This is a genomic window from Flavobacterium sp. UM26 (genome assembly GCF_057922445.1).
The window spans coordinates 160,517-173,700 of record NZ_JBVHCY010000008.1 but is presented as its reverse complement, the minus strand read 5'-3'; the positions used below and the strand labels follow the sequence as shown (position 1 = coordinate 173,700).

Here is a 13,184-nt window from a genome sequence, read left to right as displayed (position 1 = left end):
TTTTTTTGATTAGAAAGTTACATTTAAGTTAAGACCTATACTTCTTGTTGATGGCATACCAAAAACATCTACACCTTGCAAACCTTCACCTGTACTTAAAGAAATGTTTGGATCAAATGGAGCGTCTTTGTAGATAAATCCTAAGTTTCTAGCAATTAAAGACAAACTTGCAGATTGTAAAAATGGCAACTTCTTGGTATTAAAAGTATAACCAATAGAAATTTCTCTTAAACTTATATTTGTAGCATCATACACATACTCACCTGTTGCTCCTGCTCTACCAGCAATTTGGCTGTAGTACTTTTGAGCATCATATTTACCAACAAAAGGCGATCCATCAGGGTAAACAGCATTAAGTACAACACCTCCTGCATTTCTTGCATCACCAGTAGCTTTAGAAACTCCAAACTCGTCATTTGTAGCTTCAGTTAAGCTCATTACGTTTCCTCCAAATCTTCCGTCAATCAATACATTGGCAAAGAAAGAACCAAATTTGAATGAATTAGAGAAACCAAGCATGAAATCAGGATTTGCATTTCCTACTTCTTCAAAACCAGTTTTTTGGATTGTTCCATCTGCATTCAACAATACTCTTCGTTGATCATCTCTTTTGATATTAACACCTTCGATAACTCCGAAAGGTCTTCCTTGTTTCAACACATATCTGTAGTTGTTTACACCAGCTTCAGTCAAAACTACTGTACCTCCTAATTCAGCAGGGATTTCCTCTACTACGTTTTTGTTTTTAGAGAAATTTACCGTAGCATCCCAAGAGAATTTGTCACCGTTCACAATTTTTCCAGTCACCACAGCCTCGATACCTTTATTAGAAATACTTCCTGCGTTGATTCCGTAGAATGTTACACCTAATGGGTTAGTTAATGGAGCTAAGATTTGCAAGTATTGATCTTTAGTTTTTGAATTGTAGTAAGACACCTCAAAACCTAATCTGCTATTAAACAATCTCCATTCTGTACCAATCTCAACCTCTGATTTTAACTCTGGACGTAAAGAAGTACCTGGTTGTGGAGCTACAGTTGGTTGTTTTCTACCTTCTGCTGTGTACGTATATGCTGGTGAAGTTACATATGGAAAAATATCATTACCAACTTGAGCATAAGTAGCACGAACTTTACCGTAGTTTACGAATTCTGGCATTTTAACCATTTCGCTAAGAATAGCTGTAACCCCAACAGATGGATAGAAGAATCCTTTTTTGTCAGTATTTACCAATGTTGAAGACCAGTCATTTCTTGCTGCTACGTCTAAGAATAACATTTCTTTGTAACCAAAAGTAGTCGCTGCAAAAACAGATTGTACCTCTCTTCTAGCATCAACAGTTTGTAAGTTTAACGCATTGTTTACAAAATTTCCTAAAGTAAACCAGTTAGCAATTTGCAAACCACCACCAATACCTGAGTCTAAAGTAGTTCGTTTGTTTGCCATAGTATTATTGATACTTGTACCAATGTTTGCGTTAAAACTAAAGTCGTCATTGAATTTCGTATTGATTGTAGCAATTAAATCACCATAACGTTGTGTACTTAAGTTGTTAATATCAATATATCTACCATTGATATGAGATAACGTTCCTTGAGTAGTAGCAAAAATTTCTTTTGTAAATCCGCTTTCTATTCTGTTATAGCTATAACGAGCGGCAATTCTTAACCAATCTGTAGCTTGATAATCTACTGCAATATTTCCATTGAAGAAGTTGTTTGTATCTTCTGATTGATTTCTGTTAATTGCCCAAAATGGATTTTGCATAATATCTCTATTAGTCATCCAATTTTGAACAAACATGTTTCTTTCAGGGCTAAATACCTCAAAGTTATTTTTGTATTCGTTGAAGTCATTCCCTCTTGGCATTAGATATACACCAGTCAATGGGTTAAAATAGTATCCATTTACAGGTCTATTGTTTACTGTTCTAGTTGTATAATTTGCATTAGCAGCAACTGTTAATTTATCGAACAACTTACCAGATTGACGGAAGCCAAAGTTGTTTTGTTTTAAGCCGTTACCAGGAATAATTCCTGATGCAGTTGTATTAGAATAAGATAATGAAGTAGAGGCTACATCAGAAGCAGTTGAAAAATTCAAAGATGAAATTTGAGTACTTCCTGTTTCAAAAAAATCTTTAACATGATCTCTAACTTTTTGCTTAGCTCCCCAAGATTCATCTCCTCCCGCAACAGCAACATAGTCACTTTGAAATTTTGGCAAAAATGCTGCAGACTCAAAAGTTGTTACTGAAGAAGCTTTTAATTGAGATTTTCCTTGCTTAGCTTTTTTAGTAGACAATAACACAACACCATTTGCTCCTTGAGAACCATACAATACAGAAGCCGCTGCACCTTTAAGAACTGTCATTCCTTCATAATCCTCAGGGTTGATCAATGAAACCACATCACCACCATCACGGTTACCTCCAGCTGTATCACCAAATGCATTATTAGGTTGCCCAGAAGTTCCATTATATAAAGGAATACCATCTATTACGTATAAAGGCTGGTTATTACTCACTGAAGAGTTACCACGAATAACCACTTTAGTCGATCCACCAGTACCACCTGAACTTCTTGTTACAGCAACACCAGCAATTTTACCTGCTACCGTGTTAATAATGTTAGCATCTTTAACTCTTGTGAATTCCTCTCCTTTTAACTCTTGAGCGGCATAAGTAATTGATTTTCTAGTCTTCTTAATACCTAAAGAAGTTACTACTACTTCTGAAAGAGCAGTTGTAGAACCACTTTTTAAGATTACTTTAATAGTATCTTCATCACCCACCACTACTGATTTAGATTCGTAACCTAAATAAGAAACTATTAAAGTCTTACCCACACTTACTTGGATGGCAAAACTACCATCAAAATCGGTAGTGGTTCCTTTAGACTCTCCTTGCACTTGTACGTTTGCTGAAGGAATGGGAGCACCACTGGCATCAACTACCGTTCCTTTGAGCGTTTTTACTTGCGCAAATGAGAGTTGCGAAGCAAAAATAATCATGACGATTAATAAAATTTGTTTCATTTTTTTAAATGTATTTGTTAGTTATGATGTAAACTTATCCTTAAGGTTTTGTTAAAAAAAATAAATTATACCAACAGTCACTTTTTTTAAACGAACGACATCTTTTGTTCAATAATATGTTTTGCGAAAACGTTTTCTTGTTTTGTAATTTATTGTCATTTTAATTATTAACTCCTTTTTTATTCAAAAAAGCTTGTTTTTATTGACAAAATCATTAAAGTTGCATCTTCAAAGAAAAAAAGACAAAAGTAATCATCATAACACTTCCCAACCTTAAATTTGTATGAGTAAAATAAAAGACATGAATTTCGATATTAAAATCCAGAATCATTTTTGGTTTTGGGGATTGTACTTTTTATTAAACTTTCTGCGTTGGGGAGCCTATTTTAATGATTATGAATATTCCTTTAAATCGAATCTAATAGAATTTGCTTTACATATTCCATTGGTGTATTTCAATCTATTCGTATTGGTTCCAAGATTGGTTTTAAAATCAAAATACTCACTTTACACTTTGTCACTTCTTATTAGCCTAGGTTGTATTTATGTTTTAAAAACGGGATTGACTTATTTTTTAATTTCAAAAAACATCTGGCCAGAAGCAAACAGAGACTATCAACCCTTCGAAATCAATCATATTCTCGCAGTTTGCATTGGAGAGCTGTATGTCTTGGCTATGGCATCATCTGTATATTTAACTTTAACTTGGCTTAGAGAACGAGAGCGAAATAGAATATTAAGAGAAAACCAATACAAAATCAAACTCGAATATTTGAAAAATCAAATTCAACCGCACTTTTTCTTTAACACCCTAAATAACCTCTATGCACTTTCTCTTGAAGCCTCTGATAAAGTTCCCAATGTAATTATCAAACTATCTCATTTGATGGAGTATGTACTCTATGATATAGAAGGCACTAAATTTGTACCTTTAATAAAAGAACTCGACTATATACACAACTATATAGAAATAGAAAAATTAAGATTTGAAAACGCTACCGTATTTATTAATCTCGAATCCAACATTGAACAAGTAAGTGTTCCTCCATTGTTATTAATCTCATTAATTGAAAATGCTTTTAAGCACGGAGGAATAAATAATAAAGATTTGAAGATCAAAATTAATTGCAAAGTTACCCCTCAAAACACCCTTGATTTTGAAATAATAAATAATTTTGTACTTTCACAACATGAAAAATCTAAAAAGGGAATTGGGCTTACCAATACCAAAGAGCGATTGAATTTAATATTTAAAAACAATTATAAATTAAGCCATCAAATCAAGTTTAATTTCTATATAATTCGTTTACAAATCCCTATAAGCAATGAAGATTAAGTGCGTACTGATTGATGATGAACCTTTAGCGATTAAAGTCTTATTAAACTATTTTCAAAACTTCCCTGAATTTGAAATAACAGCTACTTTTAATAATTCACTTGAAGCACTTGACTTTTTAAATAACAATACTGTCGATGCTTTGTTTCTTGACATTAATATGCCTTTAATGTCAGGTTTTGAATTGATTCAGTTGTACAAAAACAAATCGAATACCAAGATCATAATTACTACTGCTTTCCGCGAATTTGCTGCTGAAAGTTATGATTTAGATGTTTTAGATTATTTAGTAAAACCTATTCCTTTACCACGCTTCATAAAATGTATATCGAAAATAACAGGTGAGTTTCAAAACCGATTGACTTCAAAACAAGAAAATCATCGAGCAGAACCTCATATTTTTATCAAAGTCGATAAAAAAATGGTTAAAATTAATATTGACGAAATTCTTTTTATTGAAGGAATGAAAGAATACATTAAAGTGATAACTTCAGAAAAAACATATATTACACATAAATCACTTTCGTCACTAACCGATGAACTTCCAGAAGATCGCTTCATTCGCATCCATAAATCGTATACTATAGCTCTAGACAAAGTAAAAACAATTGAAGGAAATAGAATACAAATAACTTCATATACCATTCCTATTGGAAGAAATTATAGTAAAGAAGTAAAGAGTAAGATTTTAGATTAAAAACAAATCCTCCACCTATAAAAAAAAGGCTTTTTGTAGAAAAAAACAAGTTGTTGGTTTAAAACTGATGATTTTTCGTCGAAATAATTTTTTTATCTGTTAGTTAAGAAATACATTTACGGTATTGCAGCAACAATTATTTTACTAACCTATTAATTAAATTAAAATCATGAATTCTGAAAATTTAAAAACCAATTGGGGGCAATTTATTCCCTTAGTAACCGTCTTCTTTTTTTGGGGATTTGTCGCTGCAAGTAATGACATTTTAATCCCTGTTTTCAAAACCGCATTCAATTTATCACAAGGTGAAAGCCAATTAGTTGCTTTTGCTTTTTATATAGCTTACACTGTTGGATCTTTAATTTACATGGCCGTTTCCCTTGTTATCAAAGAAGATTTAGTAAACAAAATCGGTTATAAAAACGGGCTTTCTTTGGGACTATTAATTTCAGCTTTAGGCACCCTTTTATTTTATCCAGCTGCTAATACAGGTTCTTTTCCTTTAATGTTAGCAGGTCTTTTTATTGTTGGATTGGGTTTTTCTTTACAACAAACGGTTGCCAATCCTCTTGCAATTGCATTAGGCCCTATTTCAACAGGCTCACAACGCCTTACTTTGGCAGGAGGAATAAATAATTTAGGAACCACTATTGGTCCCCTTATTGTTAGTTTTGCTATTTTCGGTTCAAGTACAAGTGCCAACACTAGTGCAAGTATCGAAAGTGTAAAAATTCCATATTTAGTACTTGGAGTAGCCTTCTTATTAGTCGCAATACTTCTAAAATTTTCATCTTTACCAGACAAACCGGCTTTAGTTGAAGAAGCAGACGCTCACGATGGACTTCCTGCTAAAAAATCTGCTTTGCAATATCCGCAGTTATTAATGGGTATGATTGCTATTTTCTTGTATGTAGGAGTAGAAGTTTCTACAGCAAGTAATTTACCGGCTTACATGGAAAGTAAATTAGGATTTTTAACGAAAGATGTTGCTCCATACATTTCTTTGTATTGGGCAAGTTTGATGATTGGTCGTTGGACTGGAGCTGTTGAAGCTTTTACAGATGATATGAATTGGCAAAAAATACTAAGATTTATCGCTCCTTACCTAGCTTTTGGTGTATTTTTAGCGGTTAATGCCATTGCAAAACACGACTTAACTCCTTTCTATATCTATGGATTAGTAATTTTGGTTTTAATTGCCGCCGATATGGCCAGTAAAGGAAACCCAGCTAGAATGTTATTGATTTTTTCAGCACTTGGAATCATTGCAACCGCTATAGGAATGACAACTAGTGGAATGTTAAGTGTTTATGCTCTAACAAGTGTTGGTTTGTTTTGTAGTACCTTATGGCCTTGTATCTTTACTCTAGCCGTAAGTGGACTTGGAAAAAACACTAGCCAAGGAAGTAGTTTCTTGATTATGATGATCATGGGTGGTGGCTTTATCAGTGTATTACAAGGTAAAGTAGCTGAAGGAATCGGAATCCAAGAGAGCTACATTGTTGGAATTCTTTGTTTTGCATACTTGGCTTTTTATGCATGGAGAGTAAGCGGGATTCTTAAAGCTCAAGGCATTGATTTCGATAAGAAAATTGCTGGAGGACACTAAATAAAAATTTTTAATAATTCGAAAATCCCATTCTAAAAAAGAATGGGATTTTTCATTTAACATTAATCAATTATTTAAAACTTAATCAAACTATTAAACATGTATGTTCAGCCTTTTTGGACAAAAAAAAACTCCCAATGGGAGTTTTTATTACTACACAATCCATAAATAAAAATCCATAGATTGTATCTAAAATTTATTTATTTCCTTTTTCGAAATCAGCTACAAATTGAGCTAATCCAATATCAGTTAAAGGGTGTTTCAACAAACCATAGATTGCAGAAAGAGGTCCAGTCATAACATCTGCACCAATTTTAGCACAGTTTACAATATGCATCGTATGACGAACTGAAGCTGCTAAAATTTGAGTTTCGAAACCATAATTATCATATACAGATCTAATCTCTTCAATCAAGTTTAATCCATCAGTAGAAACATCATCTAAACGACCAACAAAAGGAGAAACATAAGTAGCTCCTGCTTTTGCAGCCAAAATAGCTTGACCAACAGAGAAAACAAGGGTTACATTTGTTTTGATACCTTTGTCAGAAAAATATTTAGCTGCCATTACCCCTTCTTTAGTCATTGGCAATTTTACAACAATTTGCTCATGCAATTCAGCTAACTCCTCACCTTCCTTAATCATGCCATCATAATCCAAGGCATTTACTTCAGCACTAACATCACCATCAACTAGATTACAAATATCTACGTAATGCTTTAAGATGTTGTTTTTCCCAGTAATTCCTTCTTTCGCCATTAAAGATGGATTGGTAGTTACTCCATCCAAAACTCCCAAAGCTTGAGCTTCTTTAATTTGACTTAAATTAGCTGTGTCAATAAAAAACTTCATAATTGATTTATATTTAATTGTGTGTTTAAATTGCTTGCAAAATTACAATTTATAATGATTCATAAGCATTTTTTCATAGACTTTATCTGGAAGTATACGCTTTAAAACAATCGAAAATTTTTGCATAAAAGCACCAACTTTGTAATGTATTTTTGGCGAAGGCGTTTGGATAATTTTGTAAACTGCTTCTGCCATCTCCAGAGGATTACTCCCACTATCCACATGTTCATTCATAGCTTGAAGTACATTAGCATAAACCAATTCATAATCAGAACCTTTAACAACTGGAGCATGATATCTTCCTGCTGCAATATTTGTCGCAAAATCACCAGGTGCAATGTTAGTAATTGTTATACCAAAAGAATTAACTTCCATACGTAACGCTTCTGTAATGAGTTCCAAAGCACCTTTGGAAGCAGAATACACACTTCTGTAAGGTAACCCCATATAGCCAGCAATTGACGTCACATTGATAATCAATCCTGATTTTTGTAGACGCATTTGTGCCAAAACTGCCTTCATAACTTCGATTGGTCCAAATAAATTAGTTTCGAAATTATTTTTTATCTCCTCTGATGGAATCTCTTCCAAAGGTCCAGTAATACCAACCCCTGCATTGTTAATTACTACATCTATTTTTCCAGAAGTAGTAATTATATAGTCTACAGCTTCTTTAATTGACGCTACATCTCTAACATCAAGTTTAATTAAAGGAATAACAGAATCCTTATTCAGAGCTGGATTTCTACTGGTCCCGTAAACAACAAAACCTTTTTGCTGTAAATAAATACCAATTGATTTACCAATACCCGAAGACCCGCCTGTTATCAATACAACTTTACTCATTATTTTAAGTTTATTATTTACCAGTATACTTGGTAAAATCATTTTTAAAGTCAAAACCGCTATGGGTAAAAATAAAAAAATCTTCCAAGAGGAAGACTACATTTACTAAAAAGAAATAAAAAAAGGCAAGCGACCTACATCGCACCGCTCAACCGCTTACCCTTGCTGCGTTCCCACCCTGGGGGAGTCTGCAGGAGCTGGTCGTGTAGGACTTGCCGGTGCAAATATACAATCTTTTTATATTTTTGCAAGAGCTTTGACTCTTAAAAATATCGTTGTATATTGGCTTAATTAAAAAAATTAGAAATGAAAAAACTCAACCTCCTTTATATCATTTTATTAGGAATTATTTTAACCAACTGTGGTAATACCAAAAAAGGTGAAAATTCTATTTTTACTATTGATAATTCTACTTTTAAACCTTTTTACACAACAAAAGATGTCTTAAAAGTTGGTGTTTTGAATCCAAATTCTAAACCTATTGACAGTATTGTATATTTCATCAATGATGTCAAAATCTCCACTAATAAAGGAAATGCAGGTCTTGATTTTCCATTTAACAATCAAAAATTGGGTTATCAAAATATTAAAGCCTTAGTTTATTTTGAAGGAGATAGTTCTGAAGCAACTGCAAGAGTAGAATTAGTTTCTGATGTGCAACCAAAATTGTTAAAGTACACTATCGTCAATACATTTCCTCATGATGTAAAATCTTTCACCGAAGGATTAGAATTCTATAAAGATACCCTGTATGAAAGTACTGGTCTAAAAGGTTCTTCTTACATCAGAAAGTATGATTATAAAACAGGAAAAATTTACAAACAAATCGATTTAGACACTGCTTTTTTTGGCGAAGGAATTACAATTTTAAACAATAAAATATACCAGTTAACTTATAAAGAGAAAACTGGTTTTATTTATAATGTCAATACTTTCAAACTAGAAAAAAAATTCACCTATGATATAGAAATTGAAGGTTGGGGAATGACCAATGATGGAAAAAACATATTTCATACTGATGGTACAGAAAAAGTATGGACTTTAAACCCTTCCACTCAAAAATTAGAAGGAAATATCAATGTATATTCTGGTAATTCTAAAATAAAAAAAATAAATGAACTCGAATACATTAATGGCAAAATATACACTAACATTTGGCTAAAAGATGCCATTGCAGTATTCAATCCAGCAAACGGAGCAGTTGAAGGTGTTTTGGATTTATCAAAATTAAGAAAAGAACTAAAAAGCCCTACAGCAGAAGCGTTAAATGGAATTGCATACAACCCAAAAACCAAAACCATCTTTGTTACAGGTAAAAATTGGGATAAAATGTTTGAGATTAAAGTCTCTGAATAATTTTTTTTAAAAACAAACACACAAGTTTCACAGATTTCATGAATCTATTCATGATTATTTGTGAATTTTGTGTTTATACACATAATATTATGACTACATTAATTACCAACATCAAAGAACTTTTGCAAGTACGAAACTCTGATGTTTTAAAGATTTCTGGAGCAGAAATGGCTATTTTACCAACCATAAAAAATGCGTATTTAGTTATCCACAATGATTTGATTGCTGATTTTGGTTCAATGGAAAACCTGCCTAATATAAAGGCCGACACAACAATTGATGCTAGTGGCAAAATAGTACTCCCTTCCTGGTGTGATAGCCATACACATATTGTTTACGCTGGAAATCGGGAACAAGAATTTGTAGATAGAATCAACGGTTTGACTTATGAAGAAATAGCAAATCGTGGTGGTGGCATATTAAATTCAGCTCAGAAATTAAACGAAACCTCCGAAGAAGAATTATATCGTCAATCAGAAGAAAGACTTAAAGAAGTAATACAATTGGGAACTGGTGCTGTAGAAATAAAATCGGGATACGGATTAACCGTAGAAGGAGAACTAAAAATGTTAAGAGTCATAAAAAAATTGGCCAGCAACTACCCTATTGTAATTAAAGCTACTTTTTTAGGAGCACATGCCTTCCCTAGCCTATTCAAAGACAATAAAGAAGCCTATATTGATGTAATTATTAATGAGATGCTTCCTGAAATCACAAAAGAAAATTTAGCTGATTTTATAGATGTTTTTTGTGAGAACGGCTATTTTACCGTAGCACAAACCGAAAAAATTATTGCGGCTGGAATTCAAAATGGCTTGCAACCAAAAATCCACGTCAATCAATTTAACTCGATTGGTGGAATTCAAGTTGGAGTCCAATACAAAGCCCTTTCTGTTGACCATCTTGAAGTAATGACACCTGAAGATATTGAAGTACTAAAAGGGACTTCAACAATGCCAGTTGCTTTACCTTCTTGCTCCTATTTCTTGAGTATCCCTTACACTCCTGCACGTGAAATGATAAAATCAGGGCTTCCTCTAGCCTTAGCCACAGATTTTAACCCCGGCTCTACACCATCTGGAAATATGAATTTTGTCGTTGCAACTGCTTGTATCAAAATGAAGATGACACCTGAAGAAGCCATAAATGCTGCTACCATCAACGGAGCATACGCCATGGGAATCAGTTCTACTCATGGAAGTATTACTATTGGAAAAAAAGCCAATCTTATCATCACAAAATCTATACCTTCCTTTTACCAGATACCCTATGCTTTTGGAAGTAACCTCATAGAGAATGTAATTTTGGATGGTAAACTATATAAATAAAAAAGGAGGAATTTACATTCCTCCTTTTTTATCTAAAAATCTAAATTCTTTTACTATCTCAAAGTAAAACTTGTTTTAGAAACCAATACATCTTTATCGAAAATATTGATAAAATAAGCTCCTTTCTCAAAGTTTTTACCTGGTAAATCTTCAGAAACATTTACCGTTTTATTCTCATAAGTAACAGTTGTTGCAAAACTGTAAGTCAAGGTATTTTCACCAAAAGTTTCGGTTTGTTTTTCTCCTAAAACATTATTTTTGCTATCAATAACCTGAACATAATAAGTTTTATCACCAGATTTTGCAATTTGATTCTCAGCAATAGTAAAACTAATTTTTAAGATATCGGCTCTACTTGCTTTATCTGTCTCAATTTGTTTCCCAGAACTTCTTAGTTTATAAGCTGAAGTTTTGGTATTCAAAATAGTTAGTTTCGAACCTTTTTCAACTGTTTTAGAAAGTTCTTCGTTTTGACCAACCAAAACCTCATTAAACTTTTTAGATTCACCAAGAACCACTACGGTACTGTCTCTTTGTGCAGTTACTTTTTGATTCGCAATCTTCAACCCTTCATTTTCTGACATCAAAGCTTTCATTTTGTTTTGTAAAGCTGATAATTGCGTCTTGAATTTTGAAACATCACCTTTAGATTGATTTAACTCGTCCATAAGAGCAACGATTTTGTCTCTTTCTTGTATTAATTCTTCAGACATTGAAGTATTTTCAGCAATTGCTGCGTCATAAGTGGTTTTTAACGTTTGTAGATCCTTCATTACAGATTCTTTTTCTGTCAAAGTCGTTTTTAACTCTGATTTAACCACCTCTGCGTCGGATGACATTTTGAAAATATATACTAAACTACCTACTAATAATACTGCTAAAACGGCGATAATGGCCTTTAGACTTGAATTGTTTTGTTGTTTTTCCATGCTTTTTTAATTTTTATTCAAATTTAGGGATATAATACAAAGGTATAACGTCTGTTAACATATTTATAGTATTTTTGAAATAAAAAAAATGGAAAAATTAATCCAATTCACCGCAAGTGATCTGGCTAAAATTACCAATCATAGAAGTGGAGAAATTAAGTTTGGTGAAAAAATGGTTACCATACCAAAAGACACAGATCTTAATTCCTTTATTAAAACTACTGAGGCAAAATATGTTTTATTAGGAATTCCTGAAGACATAGGAATTAGAGCCAATTATGGAAGACCCGGAGCAGCATCTGCATGGGAAAGCGCTATAAAAAGTATTGCAAATATCCAGCATAATCGTTTTTGTAAAGGGAGTCAAATTCTTGTTTTGGGGCAAATTGATGTTCAGGAACAAATGAATGAAGTACAAAACCTAGACTTCAATGATGTAGATGACCGATCTAAACTTAGCCAATTAGTTAAGAAAATTGACAAAGAAGTGTCATATATTGTTTGCAAAATTATTCAAGCAGGTAAAATACCGATTATTATTGGCGGTGGACACAACAATTCCTATGGCAATATAAAAGGAACAGCTTTAGCAAAAGGAAAAGCCATTAACGCCATAAATTTTGATGCCCATTCTGACTTTAGAATTCTTGAAGGACGACACAGTGGCAATGGTTTTTCGTATGCATTTGAAGAAGGATTTCTTAAAAAATATTTCATTTTTGGATTGCATGAAAATTACACCTCAAAAAGTGTGCTTGATATTCTTAAGAAATTAGAAGATAGGGTTCGTTATAATACGTATGATAGTATTAATGTTCGAAAAGAAAAAGATTTCAGGCAGGAAATGGCTGTAGCACTAGATTTCATTAAAAATGATCCTTTTGGCATAGAAATAGACCTAGATGCTATTCCAAATATTGCTAGCAGTGCTATGACTTTAAGTGGTTTTTCAATTGAAGAATTACGTTCTTTCATCTCCTTTTTTGCCAAACAAAAAAATGCGGCTTATATCCATATCTGCGAAGGCGCACCTGATTTAGATCAAGAACAAAACAATCATTTGATTGGTAAATTAATAGGGTATTTGATTACTGATTTTATAAAAGGATACAATCAAAATTTGTTATAGTTTGTTTGTAAAATACATGGAATAATCTAAATGCAAACCTTCGAATCATAAATAAATAGGCAACA

At 32.8% G+C, this 13,184-nt stretch carries 10 protein-coding genes and 1 other RNA gene; 6 read left to right on the top strand and 5 right to left on the bottom strand.

What is annotated here, in order from left to right:
- Positions 1 to 9: 9 nt before the first annotated feature.
- Complete coding sequence (locus tag ACZ1AQ_RS11075) at positions 10 to 3,036, bottom strand: SusC/RagA family TonB-linked outer membrane protein (protein ID WP_489632966.1); 3,027 nt, start codon at positions 3,034 to 3,036, stop codon at positions 10 to 12.
- Between the two features lie 283 nt (positions 3,037 to 3,319).
- Here ACZ1AQ_RS11075 and ACZ1AQ_RS11070 point away from each other — a divergent pair, with 283 nt between their 5' ends.
- From ACZ1AQ_RS11070 to ACZ1AQ_RS11060, 3 genes are all read left to right on the top strand, one after another.
- The gene (locus ACZ1AQ_RS11070) at positions 3,320 to 4,372 is read left to right on the top strand and encodes a sensor histidine kinase (protein WP_489632965.1); all 1,053 of its coding nucleotides are present in this window, start codon (positions 3,320 to 3,322) and stop codon (positions 4,370 to 4,372) included.
- Complete coding sequence (locus ACZ1AQ_RS11065) at positions 4,362 to 5,069, top strand: LytR/AlgR family response regulator transcription factor (protein WP_489632964.1); 708 nt, start codon at positions 4,362 to 4,364, stop codon at positions 5,067 to 5,069. The genes ACZ1AQ_RS11070 and ACZ1AQ_RS11065 overlap by 11 nt, the downstream gene beginning before the upstream one ends.
- Positions 5,070 to 5,238: 169 nt before the next feature.
- Positions 5,239 to 6,678, top strand: coding sequence for an MFS transporter (locus tag ACZ1AQ_RS11060; RefSeq protein WP_489632963.1), 1,440 nt, complete (start codon positions 5,239 to 5,241; stop codon positions 6,676 to 6,678).
- Between the two features lie 196 nt (positions 6,679 to 6,874).
- On the opposite strand, the gene fsa is transcribed toward ACZ1AQ_RS11060, so the two are convergent.
- The 3 genes from fsa to ffs all read right to left on the bottom strand — a co-directional run bounded on the left by fsa (position 6,875) and on the right by ffs (position 8,595).
- Positions 6,875 to 7,531: a fructose-6-phosphate aldolase gene (fsa, locus tag ACZ1AQ_RS11055; protein ID WP_489632962.1), complete on the bottom strand. Its 657-nt coding sequence runs from the start codon at positions 7,529 to 7,531 to the stop codon at positions 6,875 to 6,877.
- Positions 7,532 to 7,573: 42 nt separating this feature from the next.
- On the bottom strand, positions 7,574 to 8,377 hold the full coding sequence (locus ACZ1AQ_RS11050) for an SDR family oxidoreductase (protein ID WP_489632961.1): 804 nt from the start codon (positions 8,375 to 8,377) through the stop codon (positions 7,574 to 7,576).
- A gap of 120 nt (positions 8,378 to 8,497) precedes the next feature.
- An RNA gene (gene ffs, locus ACZ1AQ_RS11045) (signal recognition particle sRNA small type) lies at positions 8,498 to 8,595 on the bottom strand.
- Positions 8,596 to 8,683: 88 nt separating this feature from the next.
- Here ffs and ACZ1AQ_RS11040 point away from each other — a divergent pair.
- Together ACZ1AQ_RS11040 and hutI are read left to right on the top strand one after the other, a co-directional pair.
- Positions 8,684 to 9,733, top strand: coding sequence for a glutaminyl-peptide cyclotransferase (locus ACZ1AQ_RS11040; RefSeq protein ID WP_489632960.1), 1,050 nt, complete (start codon positions 8,684 to 8,686; stop codon positions 9,731 to 9,733).
- Positions 9,734 to 9,822: 89 nt separating this feature from the next.
- Entirely contained in the window at positions 9,823 to 11,061 is a 1,239-nt protein-coding gene (hutI, locus tag ACZ1AQ_RS11035; protein WP_489632959.1) for an imidazolonepropionase, read from the top strand.
- A 53-nt stretch (positions 11,062 to 11,114) separates the two neighbouring features.
- Here hutI and ACZ1AQ_RS11030 read toward each other — a convergent pair whose 3' ends face one another.
- Positions 11,115 to 11,990 carry a hypothetical protein gene (locus ACZ1AQ_RS11030; RefSeq protein ID WP_489632958.1) on the bottom strand — a complete coding sequence of 292 codons (876 nt, stop codon included), beginning with the start codon at positions 11,988 to 11,990 and terminating at the stop codon, positions 11,115 to 11,117.
- A gap of 88 nt (positions 11,991 to 12,078) precedes the next feature.
- Here ACZ1AQ_RS11030 and ACZ1AQ_RS11025 point away from each other — a divergent pair, with 88 nt between their 5' ends.
- Positions 12,079 to 13,119 carry a formimidoylglutamase gene (locus ACZ1AQ_RS11025; protein ID WP_489632957.1) on the top strand — a complete coding sequence of 347 codons (1,041 nt, stop codon included), beginning with the start codon at positions 12,079 to 12,081 and terminating at the stop codon, positions 13,117 to 13,119.
- Positions 13,120 to 13,184 lie beyond the last annotated feature (65 nt).